The organism is Niveispirillum fermenti, assembly GCF_052474395.1.
Genome location: NZ_CP156681.1, coordinates 364,174 through 390,742, shown reverse-complemented (window position 1 = coordinate 390,742; position 26,569 = coordinate 364,174). Strand labels below are relative to the sequence as shown.

25 protein-coding genes are annotated in these 26,569 nt (G+C 66.5%); 14 read left to right on the top strand and 11 right to left on the bottom strand.

The genetic code is table 11. From position 1 onward, the window contains the following. Positions 1-321 precede the first annotated feature (321 nt). Positions 322-861, top strand: a complete 540-nt coding sequence (locus ABC728_RS13275) for an SH3 domain-containing protein (RefSeq protein WP_416622289.1) — start codon at positions 322-324, stop codon at positions 859-861. 222 nt (positions 862-1,083) lie between these two features. Here the strand turns inward: ABC728_RS13275 and ABC728_RS13270 are convergent, their stop codons facing one another. Together ABC728_RS13270 and ABC728_RS13265 are read right to left on the bottom strand one after the other, a co-directional pair. Continuing rightward, on the bottom strand, positions 1,084-2,811 hold the full coding sequence (locus ABC728_RS13270; RefSeq protein ID WP_416622290.1) for a stimulus-sensing domain-containing protein: 1,728 nt from the start codon (positions 2,809-2,811) through the stop codon (positions 1,084-1,086). 12 nt (positions 2,812-2,823) lie between these two features. Continuing rightward, complete coding sequence (locus tag ABC728_RS13265) at positions 2,824-3,522, bottom strand: response regulator transcription factor (RefSeq protein ID WP_416622291.1); 699 nt, start codon at positions 3,520-3,522, stop codon at positions 2,824-2,826. A gap of 145 nt (positions 3,523-3,667) precedes the next feature. Here ABC728_RS13265 and ABC728_RS13260 point away from each other — a divergent pair, with 145 nt between their 5' ends. After that, positions 3,668-4,435, top strand: a complete 768-nt coding sequence (locus ABC728_RS13260; protein ID WP_416622292.1) for a HugZ family pyridoxamine 5'-phosphate oxidase — start codon at positions 3,668-3,670, stop codon at positions 4,433-4,435. A gap of 194 nt (positions 4,436-4,629) precedes the next feature. Continuing rightward, positions 4,630-6,234, top strand: coding sequence for a phosphoenolpyruvate carboxykinase (locus ABC728_RS13255; RefSeq protein WP_416622293.1), 1,605 nt, complete (start codon positions 4,630-4,632; stop codon positions 6,232-6,234). Between the two features lie 207 nt (positions 6,235-6,441). Here ABC728_RS13255 and ABC728_RS13250 read toward each other — a convergent pair whose 3' ends face one another. The 4 genes from ABC728_RS13250 to ABC728_RS13235 all read right to left on the bottom strand — a co-directional run bounded on the left by ABC728_RS13250 (position 6,442) and on the right by ABC728_RS13235 (position 11,094). Continuing rightward, a complete protein-coding gene (locus ABC728_RS13250) occupies positions 6,442-7,377 on the bottom strand; it encodes an IS110 family transposase (RefSeq protein ID WP_445376291.1) in 936 nt (311 codons plus the stop codon). A gap of 265 nt (positions 7,378-7,642) precedes the next feature. Then, the gene (gene egtD / locus ABC728_RS13245; RefSeq protein ID WP_416622298.1) at positions 7,643-8,590 is read right to left on the bottom strand and encodes an L-histidine N(alpha)-methyltransferase; all 948 of its coding nucleotides are present in this window, start codon (positions 8,588-8,590) and stop codon (positions 7,643-7,645) included. Continuing rightward, a complete protein-coding gene (gene egtB, locus ABC728_RS13240) occupies positions 8,590-9,873 on the bottom strand; it encodes an ergothioneine biosynthesis protein EgtB (RefSeq protein WP_416622297.1) in 1,284 nt (427 codons plus the stop codon). The genes egtD and egtB overlap by 1 nt, the downstream gene beginning before the upstream one ends. A gap of 297 nt (positions 9,874-10,170) precedes the next feature. Further along, positions 10,171-11,094, bottom strand: a complete 924-nt coding sequence (locus tag ABC728_RS13235) for a LysR family transcriptional regulator (RefSeq protein ID WP_416622296.1) — start codon at positions 11,092-11,094, stop codon at positions 10,171-10,173. Positions 11,095-11,219: 125 nt separating this feature from the next. Here ABC728_RS13235 and ABC728_RS13230 point away from each other — a divergent pair, with 125 nt between their 5' ends. After that, on the top strand, positions 11,220-12,014 hold the full coding sequence (locus ABC728_RS13230; protein WP_416622295.1) for a DODA-type extradiol aromatic ring-opening family dioxygenase: 795 nt from the start codon (positions 11,220-11,222) through the stop codon (positions 12,012-12,014). A gap of 90 nt (positions 12,015-12,104) precedes the next feature. On the opposite strand, the gene ABC728_RS13225 is transcribed toward ABC728_RS13230, so the two are convergent. Then, positions 12,105-14,069 (bottom strand): AsmA family protein, encoded by a 1,965-nt coding sequence (locus tag ABC728_RS13225; protein ID WP_416622294.1) that lies wholly within the window; start codon positions 14,067-14,069, stop codon positions 12,105-12,107. A gap of 264 nt (positions 14,070-14,333) precedes the next feature. Then, positions 14,334-14,564 (bottom strand): hypothetical protein, encoded by a 231-nt coding sequence (locus ABC728_RS13220; RefSeq protein ID WP_445376566.1) that lies wholly within the window; start codon positions 14,562-14,564, stop codon positions 14,334-14,336. Positions 14,565-14,656: 92 nt separating this feature from the next. Here ABC728_RS13220 and ABC728_RS13215 point away from each other — a divergent pair, with 92 nt between their 5' ends. Next, complete coding sequence (locus ABC728_RS13215) at positions 14,657-15,592, top strand: IS110 family transposase (protein ID WP_445376291.1); 936 nt, start codon at positions 14,657-14,659, stop codon at positions 15,590-15,592. Positions 15,593-15,777: 185 nt separating this feature from the next. On the opposite strand, the gene ABC728_RS13210 is transcribed toward ABC728_RS13215, so the two are convergent. Then, positions 15,778-16,341, bottom strand: a complete 564-nt coding sequence (locus ABC728_RS13210) for a TetR/AcrR family transcriptional regulator (RefSeq protein ID WP_416617953.1) — start codon at positions 16,339-16,341, stop codon at positions 15,778-15,780. A 342-nt stretch (positions 16,342-16,683) separates the two neighbouring features. Here ABC728_RS13210 and ABC728_RS13205 point away from each other — a divergent pair, with 342 nt between their 5' ends. The 5 genes from ABC728_RS13205 to groL all read left to right on the top strand — a co-directional run bounded on the left by ABC728_RS13205 (position 16,684) and on the right by groL (position 19,614). Continuing rightward, positions 16,684-16,881, top strand: coding sequence for a hypothetical protein (locus tag ABC728_RS13205; protein ID WP_416617954.1), 198 nt, complete (start codon positions 16,684-16,686; stop codon positions 16,879-16,881). Further along, the gene (locus ABC728_RS13200; protein ID WP_416617955.1) at positions 16,878-17,105 is read left to right on the top strand and encodes a cytochrome P450; all 228 of its coding nucleotides are present in this window, start codon (positions 16,878-16,880) and stop codon (positions 17,103-17,105) included. The genes ABC728_RS13205 and ABC728_RS13200 overlap by 4 nt, the downstream gene beginning before the upstream one ends. A 199-nt stretch (positions 17,106-17,304) precedes the next feature. After that, entirely contained in the window at positions 17,305-17,436 is a 132-nt protein-coding gene (locus tag ABC728_RS13195) for a hypothetical protein (RefSeq protein ID WP_416617956.1), read from the top strand. Between the two features lie 181 nt (positions 17,437-17,617). Beyond that, entirely contained in the window at positions 17,618-17,908 is a 291-nt protein-coding gene (gene groES / locus ABC728_RS13190) for a co-chaperone GroES (protein WP_094458166.1), read from the top strand. Between the two features lie 53 nt (positions 17,909-17,961). After that, on the top strand, positions 17,962-19,614 hold the full coding sequence (gene groL, locus ABC728_RS13185) for a chaperonin GroEL (protein WP_416617957.1): 1,653 nt from the start codon (positions 17,962-17,964) through the stop codon (positions 19,612-19,614). A gap of 125 nt (positions 19,615-19,739) precedes the next feature. Here the strand turns inward: groL and ABC728_RS13180 are convergent, their stop codons facing one another. Then, the gene (locus ABC728_RS13180; protein WP_416617958.1) at positions 19,740-20,699 is read right to left on the bottom strand and encodes a hypothetical protein; all 960 of its coding nucleotides are present in this window, start codon (positions 20,697-20,699) and stop codon (positions 19,740-19,742) included. Positions 20,700-20,886: 187 nt separating this feature from the next. On the opposite strand from ABC728_RS13180, the gene ABC728_RS13175 reads away from it, so the two are divergent. From ABC728_RS13175 to ABC728_RS13160, 4 genes are all read left to right on the top strand, one after another. Continuing rightward, complete coding sequence (locus ABC728_RS13175; RefSeq protein WP_416617959.1) at positions 20,887-21,678, top strand: ABC transporter ATP-binding protein; 792 nt, start codon at positions 20,887-20,889, stop codon at positions 21,676-21,678. Between the two features lie 91 nt (positions 21,679-21,769). Further along, on the top strand, positions 21,770-22,642 hold the full coding sequence (locus ABC728_RS13170) for a transporter substrate-binding domain-containing protein (RefSeq protein WP_416617960.1): 873 nt from the start codon (positions 21,770-21,772) through the stop codon (positions 22,640-22,642). A gap of 85 nt (positions 22,643-22,727) precedes the next feature. Beyond that, positions 22,728-23,441, top strand: coding sequence for an ABC transporter permease (locus ABC728_RS13165; protein ID WP_416617961.1), 714 nt, complete (start codon positions 22,728-22,730; stop codon positions 23,439-23,441). A 16-nt stretch (positions 23,442-23,457) separates the two neighbouring features. Beyond that, the gene (locus ABC728_RS13160; RefSeq protein ID WP_416617962.1) at positions 23,458-24,135 is read left to right on the top strand and encodes an ABC transporter permease; all 678 of its coding nucleotides are present in this window, start codon (positions 23,458-23,460) and stop codon (positions 24,133-24,135) included. Here ABC728_RS13160 and ABC728_RS13155 read toward each other — a convergent pair whose 3' ends face one another. Continuing rightward, positions 24,136-26,565: a patatin-like protein gene (locus tag ABC728_RS13155; RefSeq protein ID WP_416617963.1), complete on the bottom strand. Its 2,430-nt coding sequence runs from the start codon at positions 26,563-26,565 to the stop codon at positions 24,136-24,138. It abuts the gene before it with no gap. Between the last annotated feature and the right edge of the window lie 4 nt (positions 26,566-26,569).

The window sequence follows — 26,569 nt, the reverse complement described above, 5'->3', positions numbered from 1 at the left end:
GACAGGAACAAGGCGGTATTGCTTATAAATGCGAGGAATATCAGGTGCTAACTTGATGCCTACGGGTGCCAGCGGATTGTAGTTTGCCGGACACCCTCTCCGCCATTCATCCTTAAAAATCTGAGGAAATGCCGGCGGCCGGTGACGAATCCCGGGGCAAGGGGAGTACTGGTCTTCCCCCGCCTTCCAACTGGGGGTGATCGTCGCTGATGCTTGACCCGGCCATTCGCGGTACGGCAAAAAGGGGCATGAATGTCCGGCCCATGTGGCGGCGAAGCGGCGGGGCCGGGAGTGCTTGGAAACAGGGCGAATAAGGTGTGGATGACGGTATCGGCCGGTACGGCACGCCTGCTGCTCGGTGGGGTGGTGGCGGCCACGTTCCTGTTCACTCCCACCGTGGGGCTGGGCCAGGAAACGGACCCCCGGTCCGACATGATCGTGCGCAGCGGTCTGCCCGTGCCGCGGTTTGTTTCGCTGCGTTCCGCGGAAGTCAATCTGCGCACCGGGCCCGGCCGTTCCTATCCCATCGAATGGGTTTTCGTGCGTCCCGGCATGCCTGTGGAGGTCACGGCGGAATTCGACACGTGGCGCCGTATCCGCGATGTGGAGGGCACGCAGGGTTGGGTACACCAGTCCATGCTGTCCGGCCGGCGCATGCTGGTCATCACGGGCGAACTTCGGACCGTGCGGGAACGGCCCAGCGCCTCGGCCGCCGCGGTGGCCCAGGCCGAGCCCGGTGTGATGGGCCGTCTGATCGCCTGCAAGGGTGCCTGGTGCGAAGTGGAGATCCAGGGCTATCACGGCTGGCTGGAACGCGGCGAATTCTGGGGTATCTACCCCGACGAGACGGTGGACGATTGAGCCGTTTTCCGGCCTATACCAGGGGCATGAATTTGTGACTCATGCCCCTGGTATAGGCCGGTGACTGCCGGCCCGACGCCCGTGCGCCGCAAGCCCAAGCCGCCGGATGGCGGCGCCCGGCGCTTGAGGAACTGAAAGCGAGAGCCCCCGTATTTCCGGGCAACGGAGATACGGGGGCTCCAGCGGGGAAAACCGGTCCGGTCGCTTCCGTCCCGGTGTTGCCTATCGCGGCAGCACCACGGTGAAGCGGGCACCCTTCACGCTGCCGTCGGCATCCTGGATATTATCCGCGAAGATGCGGCCCTGATGGGCATCGATGATCTGCTTGGAGATGGACAGGCCCAGGCCGGAATGCTTGCCGAAGGCTTCCGATTTCGGCCGCTCGCTGTAGAACCGGTCGAAGATGGCATCCAGCTTGCCCTGCGGGATGCCCGGCCCCTGGTCCTCGCAGGTGATCTCCACCCGGTCGGCGAAGGATTTCGCCTTGAACCGCACGACACCGCCGGGCGGGGAGAAGGACAGCGCATTCGACAGCAGGTTCTGGAAGACCTGGGTCAGCCGCCCTTCCAGTCCCGGCACGATCAGGCCGGTTCGCGTCTGCGGCAGTTCCACTTCCACCGTCACCGGGGGCGGCAGGCCGGCGGCATCGGTTCCGGCCTCCGCGGCGGCTTCACGCAGAGCCTCGGCATTGCCCAGTGTGGCATCGTGGATATCGGCCAGCATGGTCAGCATCTGTCCGATATCGGCCGGTTCGGACCGGGCGCGGGACAGTTCGGCATCCAGCCGGCTGGCATTGGAAATGTCGCTGATCAGCCGGTCCAGCCGCTGCACGTCATGATGAATGATGGACAGCAGCCGCTGGCGCTGTTCGTCGGTCTTCACGCGCTGCACGGTTTCAACGGCGCTGCGCATGCTTGTCAGGGGGTTCTTGATCTCGTGCGCAACATCGGCGGCGAAGCGTTCGATGGCGTCCATGCGGTTCCAGATGGCTGCCGTCATTTCCCGCAGGGCGGCCGACAGGTCGCCCACCTCGTCCCGGCGGCGGGAGAAATCGGGGATCGTCACCTCGCGCCCGCGCCCGTGGCGCACCTCGTCCGCGGCCTGCGCCAGCCGGCGGATGGGTCGCGCAATGGTGCCCGCGAGATAGAAGGACAGCAGCACCGTCACGCCCAGCGTGATCACGAACAGGCGCAGGATGTCCATGCGGAATTCCCGCACGGCCACGTCCACGGCCACCCCGCTGCGCGAGATATAGACGGCGCCCAGCACCTTCTTGTAGCGCTGGACGGGCACGGCCACGGTCAGCACCATGTCGGACCGGCCATCGGGCCGGGCGATGCGCCAGACATTGCGGCCGATTTCCCCCGACAGGGCCTTCATGACGTCGGAATAGCTTTCCGCCGTCGTGTCCCGCTCGTTGGGATAGGCGGGCAGATGCTCCCGCTCCGGCACGGCATTGACGATATAATCGTAGATGGAGATGCCGATTTCCGTCAGCCGGTTGCCGTCACGCAGCGGCGGCAGTTCCTCGATCTGCACCATCCCGCCGGGGCCGCCCAGCACCCGGCTGTCCGCGATCAGTTCCCCTGACGGCACGAACAGCCGCGTGCGGGTGTCGGTGGTTTCCACCAGGCGGCGGACCATCTGCCGCGCCAGTTCATAGGAAAGCTGGTTGGCGGGCTCGTTGAACTCATCCAGGACGGGCTGCATGGCGCCTTCGCCCAGCGCGCCGGCGAAGATCCGCGCTTCGGTCGTCAGCGCGTCCAGTTCCTTGTCGATCAGCCATTGCTGATAAGTGGAAAGGTAGAGCAGGCCACCCAGCAGGGTGGCCAGCGCCAGCATGTTGACGGCCAGGATGCGCAGTGTCAGGGGCGAGAAATGCCTCACCCGCCGGCGGCTGGCGGGGGCCTCCGGTGTCTTGCCTGCCGAAGCGCGGAACGGTCGTTTCACCGTCGACCGCCCTTATTCCCGGTACTTGTAACCGACGCCGTACAGCGTTTCGATCTGCTGGAAATCCTCGTCCACGGCCTTGAACTTCTTGCGCAGCCGCTTGATGTGGCTGTCGATGGTGCGGTCATCGACATAGATATGCTCGCCATAGGCGGCATCCATCAACTGGTCGCGGTTCTTCACGTGGCCGGGGCGAATGGCCAGGGCCTTGACCAGCAGGAATTCCGTCACCGTCAGGTCGATCTCCTTGCCGCGCCAGGTGCAGAGATGGCGGGCGCCGTCCAGCACCAGATCGCCGCGTACCAGCGTCTGGCCGGGATCGGGGGCCGTTCCCTTGCCCTGGGCCAGTTCGGTGCGGCGCAGCAGCGTCTTGATGCGCTCGATCAGCAGGCGCTGGCTGAAGGGCTTGGTGATGTAATCGTCGGCCCCCATGCGCAGGCCCTGCAGCTCGTCCGTCTCATCATCCTTGGAGGTCAGGAAGATGATGGGCATCTGCGTCGTCTGGCGCAGGCGCTGAAGCAGTTCCAGCCCGTCCATGCGCGGCATCTTGATGTCCAGCACGGCCATGTCCACGGGGCGCGAACTGATCCCGCGCAAGGCCTCGTCCCCATCGCCATAGGTACGCACCTCGTACCCCTCGGCTTCCAGCGCGATGGACACGGATGTCAGGATATTACGGTCGTCATCGACCAGGGCGATCGTCTGGGCCACCTTAATCTTCTCCCGCCTTTGCCGGTTGCATGCGGATTACCTCCGAAAGACCGGCTTTGCCAAAGCCAGATTCACTTTCAATATGTCATGAATGCGGCATCGAAAAGAGCCGTTAATGACATAGGACAGGCGGGGGAGGCGTCATATGGCGGTCGTCGGAGAGGAGATGGAACCGGAACTGGCCGATCCGGGCCTTCAGGCCCGGGCGCTGATGCGCGGATCGGGCGAGGCGACGCTGGCCACCCTGTCACGCCCGGGCGTGCAGGGCGGGATGGACGGATGGCCCATGCCCTCGCTGGTGCTGGTAGCCTTCGACCTGGACGCCACGCCGTTGTTGCTGATCTCACGTCTGGCCGAGCATACCCGCAATCTGGAAGGCGATCCGCGCTGCGGCCTGCTGTTCGACGGGACCGGCGGGCATGCCGACCGGCTGACGGGACCGCGCCTGTCGGTGCAGGGCTATGCCGAACGGTCGGGCGATACGCGGCTGCTGGAACGGTTCATCGCCCGGCACCCCTCGGCCAGCGCCTATGCCGGCTTCCGCGATTTCGCGCTGTGGCGGCTGGACCCGCGGCGGGGTCATATGGTGGCCGGCTTCGGCCGCATCCACGGGCTTTCGGCTACCGATCTGCGTCTGGCGCCCGTGGACTGGACCTCCCTCGCCGGCCGTGCCACGGACATCGTGGCCCACATGAACGACGACCATGCGGAAGCGATCGGCCTCTATGCCACGCGGCTGCTGGACCGGCCGCCCGGCGACTGGCGGATGACGGGCATCGATCCGGAGGGCTGCGACCTGCGATGCGGCACCCTGACGGCCCGGCTTGCGTTCGACAACCGTGTCCGGAATGCCGAGGCGGCGCGGGCGGAACTGGTCCGGCTGGCCGGTGAGGCGCGCGGGCGGAAAGGTTGAACAGCCCGTGGCCCGGCCTGCGGCGTTCCGACAGGGGACCTGTGCCCCGGCGGTACTTGTCAGGGCTGGGCAGGAACGGTAAGTAAACATCAGCCGTTACATAAAATGCCGCGTAGCAGGTGTTTCTCCCGCTACATGGCCGCGGGCTCCGGCGAACGGGCACGGCGGATGCCAAGTCAAGGGAGAAATCCAACGTGGAACATACCGGTCCCGTCATCAGCAGCTTCGGTCTGGATTACCTGGGCCTGACCAATCTGAAGGCCGCGCATTGGAACCTCAGCGTCGGCGGCCTCTATGAGCAGGCCTTGCGCCGCGGCGAGGCGAAGCTGTCCAAGGACGGCGCCCTGGTCGCCATTACCGGCCAGCATACCGGCCGCTCCCCCAACGACAAGTTCACCGTGCAGGAGGAGACGACCGCCGACGACATCTGGTGGGGTCCCAACAAGCCCTTCACGGAAGAGGCGTTCGATCGTCTGCATGCCCGCATCACCGCCTTCCTGCAGGGCCGGGAGGTGTTCGTGCAGGATCTTTATGCCGGGGCCGACCTGCAATATCGCCTGCCCGTGCGGATCGTGACCCAGCATGCCTGGCACAACCTGTTCGCCCAGAACATGTTCATTCGTCCGCCCCTGGCGGAGCGCGCCCAGTTCGAACCGTCCTTCACGGTCCTCCAGGCGCCCGATTTCCATGCCGTGCCAGAGCGTGACGGCACCCGTTCCGACGTGTTCGTCGTGATCAATTTCAAGAAGCGGCTGGTCCTGATCGGCGGCACCTCCTATGCCGGCGAGATCAAGAAGTCGATCTTCTCCATCCTGAATTTCCTGCTGCCGGCGCAGGGCGTGCTTCCCATGCATTGTTCGGCCAATATCGGCGCCAATGGTGACACGGCCATCTTCTTCGGCCTGTCGGGCACGGGCAAGACCACCCTGTCGGCCGACAGCAGCCGTACCCTGATCGGCGATGACGAGCATGGCTGGTCGGACAATGGCGTCTTCAACTTCGAAGGCGGCTGCTATGCCAAGGTCATCCGCCTGTCGGCGGAGGCCGAGCCGGAGATTTACGAGACGACGCGCCGCTTCGGCACGGTGCTGGAAAATGTCGTGATGGACGACCGGACCCGCGCGCTGGACCTGGACGATGCCAGCCTGACGGAGAATACCCGCGCCAGCTATCCGATCGACTTCATCCCCAATGCCAGCGAGACGGGCCGCGGCGGCCAGCCGCTGAACATCATCATGTTGACGGCTGATGCCTTCGGCGTGCTGCCGCCCATCTCAAAGCTGTCGGCCGATCAGGCCATGTACCATTTCCTGTCCGGTTACACGGCCCGCGTGGCCGGCACGGAAAAGGGCGTGACGGAACCGCAGGCCACCTTCTCCACCTGCTTCGGCGCCCCGTTCATGCCGCGCCATCCGACCGTCTATGCCAAGCTGCTGGGCGAGAAGATCAAGACCCACGGCGCCAATTGCTGGCTGGTCAATACCGGCTGGACGGGCGGTTCCTATGGCACCGGCAGCCGCATGAAGATCGGCCATACGCGCGCGCTGGTGAATGCCGCGCTGAACGGCAAGCTGGCCACCGTCAGCCACAAGCCGGAGCCGAATTTCGGCCTGGCCGTGCCGGAAGGCTGCGACGGCGTGCCGGCCGACGTGCTGCTGCCGCGCAACGCCTGGGCCGACAAGCAGGCCTTTGACGCCACCGCCCATGAGGTGGCCCGCCGGTTCGAGGCCAATTTCACCCAGTTCGCCGACCAGGTGGACGAGAAGGTCGTGCGCGCCGGCATCCGTTCGGCCGCTTGATAACGACACGCCACCACCCTCCGGACCGGGGAGGGGCGGCAGGGGCTGGGGGAGCGATCCCCCGGCCCCTGCCGTTTTAGGCCTTTTCCAGCCCCCCGTCAGCCAAGGGTCAACCCCTCGGCGATACCAGCGGCCGAAAATCTTGACCGATGGTATCGGCGGCGACTGCCGCCGCGCGCCACGTGGCGCGTAGCCAAGCAACTGTTTTCATGCGGCGTAAGTTCTCTGATCGCGGATGATGGCATTGGCGAGGACGACGATCTTTCGCATGATGGCAACGAGGGCAACCTTTGGCTTCTTTCCAGCGGCGATGAGTTTTTTATAGAAGGCGGCCAAGGGTGGATTTCGCCGACTGGCGACGACGGCAGCCATGTAAAGGACGGTTCGGACAACGGGCCTTCCACCGTAGATGCTGCGCGGGCCATCGCGTTTGCCGCTCTGGTTATCCATCGGGGCAACGCCGGCCAGGGCGGCGACCTGATGTCGTGTCAGTGTGCCCAACTCCGGCATATGGGCCAGCAGGGTGGCCGCCAGCACCGGCCCGACAGCAGGAATGGACTGGAGCAGGTTGTCGTTGACCTTCAAGGTTTTGGATGCCGCGATCTGCTCGGCAATGCGCTTGTCGAGGCGCAGGATCAGCAGGGCGATGGCATCCAGGCGCCGCTTGGCCAAGCGGCGCAGTTCCGGATCCGCCAGGGTCTGGGCCTGGTTCCTGACCATGGTCTGCTCGTCGAGCAACTGGCGCCGGTAGGTGGCCAGTTCCGCCAGGACCTCCCGTTCCGGATCGGGTTGGTAGGCGGCTCCGGGGATCGCCTGGGCATAGGCGGCGATCATCCGGGCATCCAGCCGGTCATTCTTGGCCCAGCGTCCATGCGCCCTGGCAAAATGCCGGACCTTGCGAGGATCGACGAGGCGGACGGGAATGCCGGCTTTCGATAAAGCCTCCATGACCGGCCGCTCATAGCCACCACTGGCTTCCAGGACGACCTGCACGGCGCGCTTGCCACACCGTCGCCGAAGGAGACTGTAACCAGCCTCGGCATTCTCGACTTGGAAAGCCTCTCCTGTCTCGGCATCCAACCCGTCCAGACGGGCCTTGCTGACGTCCAGGGCGATGATAGAGTCCTGTTGTGCCATCTTCATACTCCCTGCCTTGCACGTACGGGGCTGCAACCCCAAGCAACTGTTCGGGTCAATGAAGGGGCCGACCGGAGAACCATGCTTGGCTACGGTGTATGATCTACCTTTCCACGGAGCGGTCTTCCGGACGGATCGCCGGCCGGGGCATGCCCCGGCCGGCGATCACACATCTTACTGACATTTCGAAAACACAAGCCAACGGATGTGGGCGCCGGCGCTTGAGGTGCCGAAAACCTTGATCATAGGTCAAGGTTTTCGGCCGCTTTTATCAGACAAGGCCGAAAATCGCGAACCGTTCGTCCGGGTCGGTCCAGGCGTGGTCCAGCCGCCAGCCGGCGCGGCCGGCCAGCGCCGTGAAGGAGGCGTGGTCATATTTGCGCGAGCTTTCGGTATGGATCGTCTCTCCGGTGTCGAAGTCGAACCGGCGACCGCATACATGGACGCTTTGCAAGGCAAGGCTTTCCAGATGCATTTCGACAGCGGCCTCCCCGCTGTTCCAGACCGCGCGGTGCCGGAACCGGCCCGGATCGAAGGTGCCGCCCAGTTCGCGGTTGATGCGCCGCAACAGGTTGAGATTGAACCGCGCGGTCACGCCGCGACTGTCATCATAGGCGCGGAGCAGGGTGTCGACATCCTTCTTCAGGTCCACGCCGATGATGCATCGGCCGGCCTCCCCGACATGCCGGCGCACCTGGACCAGAAAGGCGACGGCTTCGGCGGGGTCCAGATTGCCGATCGTGGAACCGGGGAAGAAGCCGAACCGACGGGCGGCGGGAACCGATGCCGGCAGGTCCAGCGGCGTTGTGAAATCGCCGACGACCGGGGCCGTATTCAGGCCGGGGAACCGCCGCCGCAACCGGCTAGCGGTTTGCTGGAGGAAATTGCCGGCAATGTCGATGGGGACATAGAGGCGCAGCGACGGCAGGGCGCCGATCACGATCTCGGTCTTGACGCCGGCACCGGCGCCATATTCCAGCATCACGGCATCCGGCCCGCAGAAGGCGGCGATGTCCTGCGCATGGGCGGCCAGGATGGCCGTCTCCGTGCGGGTCGGGTAATATTCCGGCAGCCGCGTGATCTCCTCGAACAGGCCGCAGCCGCGGTCGTCATACAGCCAGCGGGGCGGCAGCGCCCGGCGCGGCTGTGACAGTCCCGACAGGACATCCCGCCGGAAGGCGGCCATTTGGGTATCGATGATATCGGCATCCAGGGGCATCAGGCATCCTCCGCCAATCGCAGGCCGGAAAACTGCCAGCGGGCATGGGGTGGGAAGAAATTGCGATAGCTGGCCCGGACATGGCCGGCGGGCGTGGCACAGGAACCGCCGCGCAGCACGAACTGCCCCGACATGAATTTCCCATTATATTCGCCGACGGCGCCGGCGGGCGGGCAGAAGCGCGGATAGGGCAGGAAGGCGCTGCGCGTCCATTCCCAGACATCTCCGAACATCTGGCGCAGGCCACCGGCCGGCGAGGCGGGGGCGGGCGCCAGACGACCGCTGTCGGCGAAATTGCCTTGGCCGGCGGCTTGGCCATCAATGGCCAGCGTGCCGGCGGCATGTTCCCATTCGGCCTCGCCGGGCAGGCGCCGCCCCGCCCAGGTGGCAAAGGCATCGGCCTCGAAATAGCTGATATGGGTGACGGGGGCGGCGGGGTCCACGGGCCGCAGGCCTTGCAGCGTCATGCTCACGAACCCGTCATTCCGCCTCTGCCAGTAAAGCGGTGCCGACCAGCCTTCCGCCTGCGCCCTGGCCCAGCCGTCGGACAGCCACAGCAGGGGGGTGCGATATCCGCCATCCGCGATGAAATCCAGCCATTCCGCGTTGGTCACCAGCCTGTCGGCCAGGCGGAACGGCTGGATCAGCACCTCGTGGCGGGGGCCCTCGCAATCGAAGGCGAACCCGCCGCCCGCATGCCCGATGCGGATGACCCCGCCATCGAACGCGATGAAGCCCATTGCCGCCGGGCGGTCCGGGATGGCCGGCAGGGCCCCCGGGGGCGTGCGGAAGGCCGGTGCCAGCGGGTTCTGTGCAAACAGATGCAGGATGTCCGTCAGCAACAATTCCTGGTGCTGCTGTTCATGATGGCATCCCAGTTCCACAAGGCTGGCCACACCGTCGGGCATTCTCGTTCCCATCAGGTCAGCCACGGCCTTCGTCACATGCTGCCGGTATGCCAGGACCGTCGCCAGGCACGGCCGGGTCAGCATGCCGCGCCGCGGCCGGGAAAGCCGGGGTCCGATGGTTTCATAGTAGGAATTGAACAGGAAATCGAAGGCGGGATCGAATGGCCGGTACCCTGGCACATGGCGCGCCAGCACCATGGTTTCGAAAAACCAGCTCGTATGGGCCAGATGCCATTTGGCCGGGCTGGCATCCTCCATCGACTGGACGGTGGCATCGGCATCGGACAGACCGGCCGCCAGCGCCTCGGTCCGGGCCCGAACCCTTTTGAACAAGGCGGTCAACGGATCGCAGGAAACAGGAAGCGGTCCATCCATGGTCGATACGGCTCCAGCGGCGGGGCGGTCGCCGGCGGGGGTGCGAGCGGCCTTGGGAGGGAGGACAAGCGATGTGTTCTCAGGGGAAACAACACCGCAACCCACCCAAGGGTTTCGCATTCTTCCAGTCTTATACCAGCGGCCGAAAACCTTGACCGATGGTCAAGGTTTTCGGCACCTCAAGCGCCGGGCGCCGCCATCCGGCGGCTTGGGCTTGAGGCGGACAAGCGGCGGCAGACGCCGCCGGACCAGATCCCCATGCCATGCCGCGGCGACCCCATGGCCGGCGACAAGGCATCAGGGCGGGTTGGCGGCCCGTGACGCCGGCGACCGGCGTTCCAGCTCATCCATGAACCAGCGTCCGGCGGGGCCTGCGGCGGCATCCGCCCGGCGGGCGGCAACCAGCGGCAGGCGCGGCGGGCCGGCGGCACCGTCCCAACTGCGCACGGCCAGTTCCACCAGCCGCCCTGCCGTCAGATCGCCGGCCACCATGTGGGCCGGCATGCTGCCCCATCCGACCCCGGCCAGCAGCAGCGCATGCTTGGCGCCCAGGTCCGCGATGCGCCAGGTCGAGGTGGCGGCAACCCCGTGGTCCCGGCCCGCCGTCTGTTCCGACCGGTCCGTCAGGACAAGCTGGAGATGGTCGCGCAGGTCACCGGTCTCCAGCGGCCGGCCCGCCCGGGCCAGCGGATGGGCCGGTGCCGCCACGGGAACCAGGCTGATCTCCCCGACGGGCACGCGGACCAGGGCCGGGCTGTCACTGGCAAAGGCCGTGAGGATGCCGATATCGGCCGCGCCACCGATCACGGCCCCCGACGCGGCACCCAGCGTTTCCACCAGCACCCGCGTGCGCACCGACGGGTAGCGCCGGCGCAGCGCCGCCAGCATCTCCACCGCCAGGGCCATGGGGGCCATGGTCTCGATCACAATGGACAGTTCCGCCTCCAGCCCCCGGCTGAGACCGGCCGCCTGGCTGCGGAAGGCGTCCAGCTCCGCCAGTATCCGCCGGGCCTGGGGCAACAGGGCGGTGCCGGCCGGGGTCGGTACGGGGCGGTAGCCGCTGCGGTCGAACAGCGCGACCTGCACCTGATCCTCCAGCCTGGCGATGGTGTAGGTGATGGCGGACTGCACCCGATTCAGCCGCCGGGCGGCCGCAGAGAAGCTGCCCGTATCCGCAACGGTGACGAAGACCGCGAACTGGTCGAGGGATAACGCATCCATCTTCATCTATTCTTCTGATGATCTTAATCGAAACTATATCAGTTAAACCATCGAAGGCGGGACGCTATCTTCTTGGGAACGGTAAGGCCGGCCCAAGTCGGCCCCATGGCCTTTGGAGATTTTCCATGAGCGATCAACGGCAACCCACTTTTTTCATCCCCCATGGCGGCGGTCCCTGCTTCTTCATGGAGGATCCGCGGGGTGTCTGGACCGGCATGGCCGGGTTCCTGGGCGGCCTGTCCGCATCCCTGCCGGCGCGGCCCCGGGCGATCCTGGTCGTGTCGGGCCATTGGGAGGAGCAGGGTTTCGCCTTCACCGGCGCCACGGCACCGGGGCTGATCTATGATTATTACGGGTTCCCGGCCCATACCTACCAATTGCGCTATGATGTGCCCGGCAGCCCGGATCTGGCTGCGCGGGCTGCGGACCTGCTGAAGAGGGCGGGGCTGCCTGCCCGTACGGACGATCGGCGCGGCCTGGATCACGGTGTCTTCATCCCGCTGAAGGTCGCCTTTCCCGACGCCGATATTCCCGTGGTGGAGATGTCGCTGGACCGGTCGCTGGACCCCGCCCTGCATCTGGCGGCGGGGCGCGCCCTGGCTTCGCTGCGCGACGAGGGCGTGCTGATCCTTGGATCGGGGATGAGCTTCCACAATATGAAAGCCTATGGCGATCCCCGTGCCACTGGCCCGTCACAGGATTTCGACCGGTGGCTTGCCGGCGCGGTGCAGGTCCCCGGTACGGAGCGCGCCGCGGCGCTGGCCGGCTGGCGGGGGGCGCCGCAGGGTCCTTTCTCCCACCCCCGGGAAGAACATCTCATCCCGCTGATGGTGGCCGCCGGCGCTGCCGGGGGCCCCGGTCGTCGGGTCTATGGCGAAACCGTATTGCACACGGCCGTGTCGGGCTTTCGCTTCGACTGAAGCCGGGCTTCCCGCAACCAGGGGCGGGGGCGCTTCGCACCCTGCGCCTGTCGGCGCAGACAACAAGGGGCATTTTCCTGCCCCTTGTTGTCAGTCGTCGCCTTCCGTCGCCCGTTCCGCCGGGTCCTTGCCCTCCTGCGCGCGGGCCTGGCGGACCAGGGTGCGGCAGGGGCTGTCCTCCCCGCCGCCGGCATCCAGGAACGGGACGATGGCGGCCAGCGGCGTCAGAAGAAGGCCCAGCGTGGCCGCCGCGGCACCCTTGGTGGCCAGCCTTCCGCCATCGATCCCGATTCGCGGTTCGGCCAGCGTGCCGCCGATCAGGATGGGCACACGCGCCGTCAGCGGGCTGAAATCCTTGGGCTTGGGCCGCAAACGGCCTTCCAGCGCCTCTTCCCCCAGGTTCAGTCGCAGGGTGCCGCCGATATTGGTGTCGGTTGTGTCCAGGACGAGGGTGCTGGACCGCATGTCGCCCTTTTCCACGGTGAAGTCCGCGACCAGACAGCGAACATCAATGGGCTTGTCACCGCCGATCAGCCGGGCCAGCGCCTCGGCCGCGTCCAGCCCGGCGACCTCGACCAGCAGGTGGCTGATGCTGCCATTCTCCATGACCAGCACCAGACTGCCATCCGACGTCCCCAGGATTTCCGCCAGCGACCGGCCGGTGCCCTGCAGGCGCAGCCGGCCGGCCAGCGCGCCATCGGTTTCCGCCTCGAAAGCCGTGCCTTTCACGAACGGCTTCAGACCCAGGTTGCGCACCTTCAGGTCGAAGGTCCCTTCAGGCTGTTCCCGCCGACCGTCCAGGGCCACGGTACCGGCCACCTGCCCGATATCGGCCTCGAACCGCAGGGGCGACAGCGTGGCAAGCCCGCCCGCCAGTTTCAGGTGAAATTCCAGTTCGCGCAGGGGCAGGCCCGGCGCCTTCACGTCGGCCCCGGTGAAATGGATGTCCATGTCGGTGGCGCGCAGCCTTTCCAGCTTTACCGGGATGGCAGGCAGCACGCGGCCGGGCGGCGCCACGCCCGCCGTCGGGTCCTCCTGCCCGGGGTCCAGTCCGATCAGGCCGCCCAGGTCGATCAGGCGCAGATGCTGTGATACCAGTTCGGCCCGGACCAGTGGCACCTCCTCGCGCGGGTCGATGGACAGCCAGCCGGCCAGGTCGCTGTCACCGACCCGGCCTTCCAGATCGTCCACGCGCCACCGGCCCTCGCCGCGCCGCAGCCGTCCCGCCAACTCATAGGCGGCGGTCGTCGGTGTCGGAATGCCGAAGATGGGGAATATCTCGGCCAGGTCCGGCCCGCTCAACCGCAGCAGAAGGTCGGCCCCGTCAAGCCGCACGGGGTCCGTCATGGTTCCGTCCAGGGAAAAGCGGGTGCCCCCGGCTGCCGCCTCCAGCGTCAGCGGATAGGGCGTCTCGGCTGCGCGCAGGGCCAGCAGCGATCCGCCCGTCAGGGTCAGGGTGAAGGATTTGCCGTCAAGCGTTCCTTCCCCCTTCAGCCGCACCCGGTTCTTCCGGTCGGCGCCCGTGGCAGCCACGCTGTCCAGGCGGCTCCTGAAATCGATGCCCCGGCGCGGGTCGCGGTAATCCAGGGTGCCGCCGGTGATGGCCATCGCGCCGATCATGGGCATCTCGCGCCGGTTGTCGGGGGCGACGGCACCGGCCGTCGCGCTGCCGGCCACGAAATCCCAGTTGGCCCGGCCCTGCGCATCCTGTTCCAGCAGCAGCCTGGCGCCCGTCAGCACCAGCCGCGGTACCTCCAGACGGCCCTGAAACAGGGCGGGGATGGAGATGGTGACATCCAGTTCCCGGATATCGGCCAGCAGGGGGCCGCTGCCCCAGGGCGCATTGGCGACGCGCAGATCGCTGACCAGAATGCGGGGGCGCCAGGACCATTCCACCGCCAGGCCGGACAGGCTGACCTCGCGCCCCGCGGCATCCGACAGGCGCGCACCCAGCCACGGGGCCAGTCGCCCCCAGTCGAACAGGATCACGGCCAGTATCAGTGCCAGCAGGATGCCGGCCAGGATGCCGGCACTCCAGGCAATGGCGCGGCGCATGGCGGTTCCTTTCCATCGGGGCTCTTGCCACCCCTTGCAAAGGTAACCCGCCATCGCACCCGGAAGTTCCGGATCAATGCAACCAGACGGGAAAACGCCACCTGAGATTTCAGCCGCGGTGGCGTCGTCGTCCGGCTATTCCGCCGCCACGGTCAGGTGTCCGTCGGGCAGCGCCCGCGCCAGCCCACTGGCCAGCCGCGCCCCCGCCGACACCCCCTGCCAATACCAGATAATGTCCCGTCATGCCCGCTCCCTTCATACCCGTCAGGGGGGATCGCAACCGATCACCGCCGGAACGGCTTTCCAGCCAGCGAAAGGCCGTTCAAGAACCGTATTTCCGCCGACCGGAAACAGGCTCTCGCTTTTCAATTCCTCAGCCGGCACCGCATCCGCGGCTTGTGTTTTCGAAATGTCAGTAAGATGTGTGATCGCCGGCCGGGGCATGCCCCGGCCGGCGATCCGTCCGGAAGACCGCTCCGTGGAAAGGTAGATCATACACCGTAGCCAAGCATGGTTCTCCGGTCGGCCCCTTCATTGACCCGAACAGTTGCTTGGGGTTGCAGCCCCGTACGTGCAAGGCAGGGAGTATGAAGATGGCACAACAGGACTCTATCATCGCCCTGGACGTCAGCAAGGCCCGTCTGGACGGGTTGGATGCCGAGACAGGAGAGGCTTTCCAAGTCGAGAATGCCGAGGCTGGTTACAGTCTCCTTCGGCGACGGTGTGGCAAGCGCGCCGTGCAGGTCGTCCTGGAAGCCAGTGGTGGCTATGAGCGGCCGGTCATGGAGGCTTTATCGAAAGCCGGCATTCCCGTCCGCCTCGTCGATCCTCGCAAGGTCCGGCATTTTGCCAGGGCGCATGGACGCTGGGCCAAGAATGACCGGCTGGATGCCCGGATGATCGCCGCCTATGCCCAGGCGATCCCCGGAGCCGCCTACCAACCCGATCCGGAACGGGAGGTCCTGGCGGAACTGGCCACCTACCGGCGCCAGTTGCTCGACGAGCAGACCATGGTCAGGAACCAGGCCCAGACCCTGGCGGATCCGGAACTGCGCCGCTTGGCCAAGCGGCGCCTGGATGCCATCGCCCTGCTGATCCTGCGCCTCGACAAGCGCATTGCCGAGCAGATCGCGGCATCCAAAACCTTGAAGGTCAACGACAACCTGCTCCAGTCCATTCCTGCTGTCGGGCCGGTGCTGGCGGCCACCCTGCTGGCCCATATGCCGGAGTTGGGCACACTGACACGACATCAGGTCGCCGCCCTGGCCGGCGTTGCCCCGATGGATAACCAGAGCGGCAAACGCGATGGCCCGCGCAGCATCTACGGTGGAAGGCCCGTTGTCCGAACCGTCCTTTACATGGCTGCCGTCGTCGCCAGTCGGCGAAATCCACCCTTGGCCGCCTTCTATAAAAAACTCATCGCCGCTGGAAAGAAGCCAAAGGTTGCCCTCGTTGCCATCATGCGAAAGATCGTCGTCCTCGCCAATGCCATCATCCGCGATCAGAGAACTTACGCCGCATGAAAACAGTTGCTTGGCTTCACGACGCACAGCCGCGGCGGGCGCAGTCGCCAACGGAGCTGTTTCCGGTCGACCGAAAACAGCTCTAACGGAACATATCCTGCCGCAGCGGCCGGATCAGGTCGCCGGCACGGCCATCACGGCGCGGCAGGGTCAGTCCCCGCACCAGCACCAGCCGCATTATAGTATCAGTCCCCGCCCGCGGCCCGGCGGAAGGCCGCGCGCTGCCTTTCCGCGGTCCAGTATGACTGGTCGAAGACCGTCTGCATGGCGATGCCGTAAAGCGCCTTGCAGATATCCTCCGCCCGCTGGTCGGCCGCCGGGTCTGCCATGCCTGCGGCAATGAAATGGGTGCGCAATCGTTCGCGCGTGCCGACAAGCCCGCGCTGATGTTCCTGCGACAGGCCCGGTTCGAACAGGGCCGCGGTCCAGAAGCACAGCCAGATGATCCAGTGCCGCCGCTGGTCCGGCCCCACGGGCAGCAATTCCTCCATCGCCCTTACCGGATCGGCCGGCAGTCCCGCCAGCGCCTGCTCGCGAAGGGCCACGGCCTGCATGAAATTGTAGCGGTAGGTCTCCAGCAGCACCTCGTTCTTGTCGCGGAAGAAGTGGCTGATGACGGTGGTGCTGCAGCCCAGCCGGGTCGCCAGGTTGCGGAAGGTCACGGCATTCAGCCCACCTTCGATGATCAGGTCCGCCGCGGCGGCGGCAACTTCCGTCCGGCGCTGGCCACTATCCACGGCAACGGGCATCGGCCCCCATCCTTACCTACTATGCGACACCTGTTCTACAGGCCCGGCCGGCCCGGCGGAAGAGGGGATAGAAAATGCGCATCAGTGCAAAAAAATATGGTGTGCAACATATGCTTTACACCCATGATCCGGAACAGGGAGGCGCGGTCGCCTGTCCGCAGAACAGGGATGGGCCGCGGCAGAAGAAGGAAGATCGGCGATGCAGCAGCACCCCGTCATTCCCGACCATGTGCCGCCGGGCCTGGTACGGGATTTCAGCTATTTCAGGTCGCCCGGCATGGCCCCGACGCCCAACGGCAATCCGCAGGCGGGCTCAGCTTTGTGCATCAGGGTGGGCCGCCCGTGTTGTACGCCCCGGCCAACACCTATGACGGGCGCGGCACCTGGGTCATCACAAGGGCCGATGACCAGTTCCACGGCACGCTGGAAAAGCGGCTGGCCGCTATGCGCACCGTCGTGGATTTCATGAAGGGCCTGGCGAACTGCGCCGGCGGGAGCCGGCGGACGATTTCGTCGGCTTCCTGCTGCGCGCCGGGGTGAAAGGCCGGCCGCTGACCGACAAGGAGGTGCTGGGCATTGCCGTGCTGCTGTTCGAGGCCGGCCTGGACACGGTGGCCGCGGCCCTGGGCTTCGACCTCTACCATCTTGCCACGCATCCGCAGGATCAGCAGCGCCTGCGCGACGACCGCGAATTGATCAAGCCGGCGGTGGAGGAGTTCTTCCGCGCCTATTCCACGGTGCAGATGCTGCGCCCTGGCGCGTGAGAACAACCGTCACACGGCCTTCGCCTATGGTCCGCACCGCTGTCTGGGGTCCCATCTGGCACGGCGGGAACTGATCATCGGGCTGGAGGAGTTCCTGGAGCGGATTCCGGCATTCCGGATCAAGCCCGGCACGGCGCCCATGACCCATGGCGGCATGTGTTCGGGATCGAGAATGTCGTGCTGGACTGGATGGGGGGAATTGAGAAATGCGCATGGAGACCCACGCAAGGTCGGCCTGTCGCTGGTCTTGACGGTGCTGTTCCTGCTGCTGCCGGCGGCCTGCCTGCGGGCTGGGGGCCGGGCGGCGATGCGGCGGCGGCTGGCGGATTGATGTCGCGGGCGGTGGGCCGGGGTGCGACCCCTTTCGCCGCCGTCATGGCAACCCCATCCAATTATGCCAGCGCCCCTCTTGACAGGCGGGGATGGGATGAATAGCTCTGTTGGCACTCACCGAGCGTGAGTGCTAACAAAGGCTCACGCCAACCCTTTTGCCTATCTCAGGGAGAGATCCTATGAAGTTCCGTCCGCTGCACGACCGCGTCGTGGTCAAGCGCGTCGAGTCCGAAAAGAAGACGGCCGGCGGCATCATCATCCCCGACACCGCCTCGGAAAAGCCCCAGGAGGGCGAGGTGGTCGCCGTGGGTCCGGGTGCCCGTGACGAGGCCGGCAAGCTGGTGGCTCTCGACGTCAAGGCCGGCGACCGCGTCCTGTTCGGCAAGTGGTCGGGGACCGAGGTGAAGATCGACGGTGTCGAATACCTGATCATGAAGGAAAGCGACATCATGGGCGTGCTGAACGCCTGAGTCGGATCACCTGATCCACGCCCGACCCCATAGAATTCAAAAGGATTAGAGCAATGGCTGCCAAGGAAGTTAAGTTCGGCTCCGACGCCCGCACCAAGATGCTGCGCGGCGTGGACATTCTGGCCGATGCCGTGAAGGTCACCCTGGGCCCGAAGGGCCGCAACGTCGTGATCGAGAAGAGCTTCGGCGCTCCCCGCATCACCAAGGACGGTGTCTCGGTCGCCAAGGAAATCGAACTGTCCGACAAGTTCGAGAACATGGGCGCCCAGATGGTCAAGGAAGTGGCGCAGAAGACGGCCGATCTGGCCGGCGACGGCACCACCACCGCCACCGTGCTGGCCCAGTCCATCGTCCGTGAAGGCGCCAAGGCCATCGCCGCCGGCATGAACCCGATGGATGTGAAGCGCGGCGTCGATCTGGCCGTCGCCACCGTCGTGGCCGACATCCAGTCCCGCTCGCGCAAGGTCACGACCAACGACGAGATCGCCCAGGTCGGCACCATCTCCGCCAACGGCGAAGCCACCATCGGCGCCCAGATCGCCGAGGCCATGGCCCGCGTCGGTAACGAAGGCGTCATCACGGTTGAAGAGGCCAAGAGCCTGGAGACCGAGCTGGACGTCGTGGAAGGCATGCAGTTCGACCGCGGCTACCTGTCGCCCTATTTCGTGACCAATGCCGACAAGATGGTCGCGGACCTGGAAAACCCCTATATCCTGCTGTTCGAAAAGAAGCTGTCGGGCCTGCAGGCGATGCTGCCGGTTCTGGAAGCCGTCGTGCAGTCGTCCCGTCCGCTGGTCATCGTGGCCGAGGATGTGGAAGGCGAGGCGCTGGCCACGCTGGTCGTCAACAAGCTGCGCGGCGGCCTGAAGATCGCCGCCGTGAAGGCCCCGGGCTTCGGTGACCGTCGCAAGGCGATGCTGGAAGACATGGCCATCCTGACGGGCGGCCAAGTCATCAGCGAAGATCTGGGCATCAAGCTGGAGAACGTGACGCTGGACATGCTGGGCCGCGCCAAGAAGGTGACGATCAGCAAGGACAACACCACGATCGTCGACGGCGAGGGTGCGAAGGAAGACATCACGGCCCGTATCGCCCAGATCAAGGCCCAGATCGAAGAGACCACCAGCGACTACGACCGCGAGAAGCTGCAGGAGCGTCTGGCGAAGCTGGCTGGCGGCGTTGCCGTCATCCGCGTCGGCGGCGCCACCGAGGTCGAGGTGAAGGAGCGCAAGGATCGCGTTGACGACGCGATGCACGCCACCCGCGCCGCCGTGGAAGAGGGCATCGTCGCCGGCGGCGGCGTGGCCCTGCTGTACGCCACGAAGAAGCTGGAAGAACTGGTCGCCCCGAACGCCGACCAGAAGTTCGGTGTGGACATCGTCCGCAAGGCCCTGCAGGCCCCGGTCCGCCAGATCGCCCAGAATGCCGGTTTCGACGGCTCGGTGATCGTCGGCAAGCTGCTGGAGCAGGCTGACACCAACCATGGCTTCAACGCCCAGACCGGCGAATATGGCGACATGTTCAAGTTCGGCGTCATCGACCCGACCAAGGTCGTGCGCGCCGCCCTGCAGGACGCCGCCTCCATCGCCGGCCTGCTGATCACCACCGAGGCGATGATCGGCGAGAAGCCGCAGCCGCCGGCCGCCGGTGGCGCCGCTCCGGGCGGCATGGGTGGCATGGGCGGCATGGGCGGCATGGACTTCTAAGTCCGGGCCGTTCAGCCGAACAGGCATGAATGCGAAGACCCCCGGCAGGGCAACCTGCCGGGGGTTCTTCTTTTCGGGGAGCCCCCCTTCTGCGGGAGCGGGGTGCCGGTCCTTGGTGCCGGTCCTTACCGCGGCGGCGCGCGGCTGGCCAGACGCCAATGCTTGGCCTGGGAATAGCTGCGGGCCAGGAACTGGTATGTCTTTTTCAACACGGCCTCGAAGGGTGCCCCCTTCTCGATGGCGACGGCTTCCCAATCCTCCATCACCTCGTCCCAGGGCAGCAGCGTCTGGTGCAGGTCGTCACGCATCTCGCGGATATAGGTGATGTTCTTGTCGAACAGGGTCAGCATCGACAGGACCTCTCCCGTCTGGGCATCGACCTGCGCGAACCGCTGCTCGATATCGGTGATGGGCGGCAGCGACAGGGTCTGCATGCGCACGATCTCCTCGCGCAGGGTGCGCTCGATCTTGTAAAGGCGGTGCGCCAACTCCAGCCCGTCGCGGATCTTGTGCAGGCGGCTCGCCCGTTCGCGCAGCGCCTCGATATAGGACAGTTCCTTGGCCAGCGCGTCGATGCGGTCTTCCACCTGCTGCTCGGCATTGCCGGTCAGGGCCAGCCGGTTGGCGATCATCTGGAAGGCCTCGCGCACGCGGGTTTTCGTGGTCGGGTCCTCAACCACCTGTTCCAGTTGCTCGGGGCTGGAAATGACCGTCTCGCCACCTGTCAGCCAGGTCACCATCTGCACCGTCAGCCGACCCTTGGCGATGGCATAATGCCGGTCATCGACGCGCCAGGATGCGGTACCGTCGATCAGTTCATTGGGGATCGTGTCGCCGGGCCGGATCTCGCGCACATATTTCAGGCCCTTGGCCACCATGTCGATCAACTGGCCATCGAAGCTTTTGGGATCGATCTTGAACTCGTTGCACAGCTTGTCGAGCGCCACCTCTGCCTCCACTTTGCCGAGGAGGAAACGCATCACCGCCTCCTCGGCGGACCGGGACCAGACGAAGCGGCAGCCTTCCACCGTGAAGACCTTGTGTTCGAACAGGAAATGCGTGCTGCGGTTCGGGGTTGGCTGCATGCCTTGGCTCATGCTGGCGCGGGGCTCCGGAACAGGGGAACGGTACGGCCTTCCTTCCATAGCATGGGATGCCGCCCGCCCGCCCGTCAATTCCGCCACGCCTGGGGCCGGATTTCCCCTTTCGCTGCCGGGGGTTGGCGAGGTAGCTTTGCCTTGTCACCCGTCCACATCGCAGCCATGGACCCCGATGCCACCCACCCCCACCGTTTCCGCCCCCGTGCCGGCCGTGCAGGTGGAGGCGCTGCACAAGCGTTTCGGTGACAACGAGGTTCTGAAGGGCGTCTCCCTGTCGGCGCAGGAGGGCGAGGTGGTGGCCCTGATCGGATCGTCCGGGTCGGGCAAGAGCACGCTGCTGCGCTGCATCAACCTGCTGGAAATCCCCGATGACGGCATCGTGCGCATCGAGGGGGAACAGATCGCCATGAAGCGCACCCGCCATGGCGCGCAACCGGCCGATGGCCGGCAGGTGGATCGTATCCGCCAGCGCTGCGGCATGGTGTTCCAGGGTTTCAATCTCTGGACCCATATGACGGTGCTGGAAAACATCATCGAAGCCCCCGTGCATGTGCGGGGCCAGCCGAAGGACCAGGCCGTCGCCCGGGCGGAGGCGCTGCTGGCCAAGGTCGGCCTGTCGGCCAAGCGCGACGCCTATCCTTCGCAGATGTCGGGCGGGCAGCAGCAGCGCGCGGCCATCGCCCGCATGCTGGCCATGGAGCCCCGCGTCATGCTGTTCGACGAGCCGACCAGCGCGCTGGACCCCGAACTGGTGGGCGAGGTGCTGCGGGTCATCCGCGACCTGGCATCGGAGGGGGCGACGATGCTGATCGTCACGCATGAAATGGCCTTCGCGCGGGAGGTGGCGCACAAGGTCGTCTTCCTGCATCAGGGCCGGATCGAGGAGGAGGGGACGCCGGCGGAACTGTTCGGCAATCCCAGATCCGAACGCTGCCGCCAGTTCCTGACCCGCGAGGGGCTGTGACCGGCGGCGGACAGAAAACCGGAAAAGCAGGCACGCAATCCAGACGCCGGGCACAGGGCAGGCAGGCACAGGGTCGAGGGGGTATCGGGTGATGAGGAAATTGATGGTGGCGCTGGCCATGGCCGGCCTCGTGGCGCTGACGGGCTGCGGCAAGGAGGGAGGCGAACAGGCGGCGACGGCGCCGGGTGGCATACCCGATCCGTTGCGCGTGGCGACCGAAGGCGCCTATCCGCCCTACAACATGCTCGACGCATCCGGCAATCTCGTCGGGTTCGAGGTCGACATGATGAAGGATGTCTGCCGCCGCATGGCGGTGCGCTGCCAGTTCATCGCCCAGGCCTGGGATGGCATGATCCCGGCCCTGCAGGCCGGCCGCTTCGATGTCATCGTGGCCGGCATGTCCATCACCGGGGAACGCCAGCAGGCCGTCGACTTCACGAAGGGTTATGCCACGACGCCGGCCTATCTGGTCTCTGCCAACGCCAACCCGTTGCAGCAGGTGGATTACGGCGTGGAACGGGTGGACCTGACGGAGATCGACCAGGCGGAGCAGGCCGCCATCGACACGCTGCGCGAACACCTTAAGGGCAAGGTCCTGGGCGTGCAGACCAGCACCATCCACGCCAATTTCGCCGATACCTATCTGGCCGATGTGGCCAGCATCCGCCGCTATGACACGCAGGAGAACCTGGCGCTGGACCTGCAGACGGGCCGCGTGGAGGTGGGACTGGCCGACGCCATCACCTGGAACGCCTTCCTGCAACGGCCGGAAGGCAAGGATTTCAGCTATTTCGGGCCGGGATTCGATGGTGGGCTGTTCGGCCGCGGCCAGGGTATCGCGGTGGCCAAGGGCCGGCCGGACCTGCTGGGCGCGCTGGACAAGGCGGTTGCCGAGATGAAGGCCGACGGCACCATGTCGAACCTGTCGGTGCAGTGGTTCGGTTTCGACAGTTCCATGCCCTGACCCGCCCCGGAGGCCGGAGGGGACGGGGGACGTACCCCGTCGGCCCTGACGGCCCGCCCAGGACCAAGCCGGACCGGACCTGCCCATGCTCGACCTTCTTCGTTTCGGTGCCGATGGTTGGGGCGATGAAATCGCCGCCGGTGCCGCCATGACCCTGGCGGTGGCCATCCTGGCCTATCTGCTGGGGCTTGTCGCCGGATCGCTGGCGGCCGCGGCCAAGCTGGCGGGACCGGCGCCCGTGCGCTGGCTGGCAGCCATCTATACAACCGTGGTGCGCGGGGTGCCGGCGCTGCTGGTCATCTGGCTGCTGTTCTTCGGGGGGGCGGGCTTCGTCACCTGGATGGCCGGCCTGTTCGGCTATACGGGCCGGGTGGACCTGCCGACCTTTGCCGTGGGCGTCGTGGCGGTGGGCATCGTGTCGGGCGCCTATGCGGCGGAGGTGATCCGCGGTGCGGTGCAGGCCGTGCCCAAAGGCCAGATCGAGGCGGCGCGCGCGCTGGGCATGCATCGCCTGCTGATCCTGCGTCGCATCCTGGTGCCGCTGGCCCTGCGCCATGCGCTGCCCGGCCTGGGCAATGTCTGGCAGATGACGCTGAAGGATACGACGCTGGTATCCGTCGTTTCCCTGGCCGAACTGATGCGACAGTCCTTCCTGGCCATGCAGTCCACGCGCCAGGCTTTCCTGTTCTATGCCACGGCGGCCATTCTCTACATGATCATGACGACGGCGTCGGAACTGGGCTTCCGGGCCCTGTCGCGCCGGGCCGAGCGCGGCGTGCGCCGGGCCGGCGGCAATTGAGCGGGGGAGAGGCGGCATGAATATCGATCTCGTCCTGTCCTCCCTGCCGGCCCTGCTGGCCGGAACCTGGACCACCTTGCAACTGGTCGTCCTGTCGCTGGGGCTGGGCTTCATGCTGGCCATGGTCGTGGCCTTCGGGCGCCTGTCGTCCAGCCCGGTCCTGTCGGGCCTGTCGGGGACCTACATCTTCCTGTTCCGGTCGACGCCGCTGCTGGTGCAGATATTCCTGATCTATTACGGGCTGGGGCAGTTCCAGGCGGTAAGGGACAGTTTCCTGTGGCCCGTGCTGCGCGAGCCCTACGGGTGCGCCATCATCGCGCTGACGCTGAACACCGCCGCCTATACGGGCGAGATCATCCGCGGTGGCATCCGGTCGGTGCCGTTCGGCCAGATCGAGGCGGCGCGCGCGCTGGGCATGTCGCGCCCGCTGCTCTACCGCCGCATCGTGCTGCCGCAGGCCCTGCGCCAGATGCTGCCCGCCTATGGCAACGAGATGATACAGATGGTGCAGGCCACCTCGCTGGCCAGCACCATCACGCTGGTGGAACTGACGGGGGCCGCCCGCAACATCGCCTCGCGCACCTTCCAGCCCGTGGAAATCTTCATCATCGCGGGTGCCATCTATCTGGCCATGAATTTCATCATCGCCCAGGCCATCCGCTGGGCGGAGCGCCGGACGGCGGCGGCGGGCTGATCAGCCGCAGCCCTCCACCCAGACACGCACCTGGGCCAGCGCCCGGTTGTCGGGGCCGAGCCGCCGGGTCTCCGTGGCCAGGATGGCGTCGAAGGCGCGACGCTTCAGCGCGTCGATGCGATCGGCGGGCAGGGTGCGCCCCCCGGCATCCACGACCAGGTCGATGCAGCGTTCCGCCGCCTGCAGGCGGCCCAGCAGGTAATCATGTTCCCGGTCATGGCGGCTGAAGAAGCCGCCGAAGGCGTTCATGCGGGCGCTGCGCAGGTCGGTGGGCGCGCCGGCCTGCTGCAAAAGCCGTGCATCGGGCGGCGCGATGCGGTCCACGCGGATGGCGTGGAACTCGTCCAGTTCGACCCAGCCACTGGTGGAGAAGGTCAGCACATCCCAGAAGGCGAAACCCAGATAGGCCTCGAATATCTGCCGCCGTGCGGCCGGCCCCAGATAGTTCAGGCCCATCAGGGCGAAAATCTCGTCGATCTCGTCAGACTGCGCTTCCAGGTTCCAGGCGGCGGCCAACTGGCCCAGCACGCGGTCCAGCGTTTCGGGGCCGGGCACGGGGCCGTCGGCCCGCATGGTGTTGTTGAGCGCGCTGCGCTCCCCGGCATTGAACACGCCCAGCCCGTCCGTTGCGGCCCCCGACGGGCCGGGCAGCCGTTCCAGCGCGCTGTACAGGCTGGCCTTGATCTCGTCCAGGTCGTCGGGGAGGGTGTCTGCATGCTCACCCGTCCCGACCATCGGATAGATGGCATTCAGTTCCCGGATCAGGAAACGCAGGCGCCGCGCGCGGAAGGCGATGTCGAAATCGCGCAGGAACCGCACCCAGGCCAGCATCTCCCCTTCCCGTCCCGCATCCAGCCGGTCGGGCAGCACGCCACGCGACCGCGCCCATTCATGCAGGGCCGCCAGCAAGGCCGGCCGCGCACCGGCATCCAGCCGGCCCAGGCAGGGAACCAGCAGGTCGGCCAGATATTCCAGGGCGCCCTCGATCTTCAGGCGCAGATAGGCCTCGAACGCGAAGCCGGCCTGTTCAGCGGCCCGCGCGCTGGCCCGGTCGCGCCAATGGCGGATCTGTTCGATGGTCGGGGCGAAGGGCAGCGGCCCGCCCACCACCAGCGCCACCTGTTCGGCCACGCGCGGCCGGGCGGCATCCAGCAGGCCGCGCAGCCGTTCCACGCGGGCATTGCGGGCGGCGATGGCCAGCAACTCGTCGCGCACGGGTTCATTGCGGGGAATGTCGGACAGGGCGCCGCGAATGGTCCGGAAAAATCCCGGCACGTCCCGCCGTCCGCCCGGCGCCTGTGCCCTGGCCGCCGGCTTGGGGTCGATATAGACGACGCGGCGGTCCACCTCGCGATAGGCCGGCCGGCCCGCGATGGCGGCCACGGCGGCGGCGAAGGGTTTGTTGTTCAGGACCGACCCGTCGATGAAGCTGGCCTGGTCGGGATCGGCGCCTTGCCGGCGGTATTCGGCGAAATTGCGCTGGAAGAAATGCGCCCGGCCGTCCCACCCCTCGCCGCGTTCGTTCAACAGCCGGTCGATATGGCGCAACTGGGCGGGCGGGAAGGCACCGGGGTAGGACGCGGACGCCCGTGCCGCAAAGACCAGCCCCGGCACGTCGCCATCCCTGAAATCGCTTTGCACGTCCCCCGCCCCACCCCGGCGGTAATGGAAGGAGAAGCGGTGCCGATGCTCCCGCTCCAGAATCTCCGGCGGGTCATGGGCCGGGATGCGGGTCGTGTAGCCGTGGAAATCCGTCACCGTCACATGCAGCGACAGGGGCAGGCCGCGCGGCATCAGGCTGGCCTGGGGCTGCGCGTCGCTTCGGCCCATGGCATGCGCGGCGTCCAGCAGAAATCCCATCAGGCGGTTGCCGTCGAAGGGGGGCCGGAACCAGCGCGAGCGCACGAACAGCGACAGCTTGTCCCGCACCTCCGGGTCGGGTGCCAGCCGTTCCAGCCGCCGCGTCATGGCCCAAAGCACGGGCCGCATGAACCATTTGCTCCATTTGCCGGCGCGGCTGTCGGCCGTCAGCAGCCGTGTGACGTCGGCATTCTCCAGCCACAGGCCCGTCAGCGGATCCAGGTCCAGGTCATGGGCCAGGGCGCGGGCCAGCAGCACACCGTTGATGCCCCCGGCGCTGGCCCCGGCGACGACATCGATCAGCACGCGCAGGGACAGGTCGGGAAGCAGATCGTGCAGCAGGTCGAAATACACCGATTCGGTGTCGAAGGGCCGGTTGTCGCCGACGCTGGCGGCCGCGAAATCGTGGGACTGGCCGTGGCCCGTGCCCGGGCGCCCATGGCGGCCGGCATGCAGTGCCTGGCTGGCACGGACCAGCTTCCACAATTCCTTGGTGACGCCGTGCATGTAGACCGCCAGGCTGACCCCGCCATAGCAGACCAGTGCTATCCGCAGTTCCTTTTCCTTCACCGTC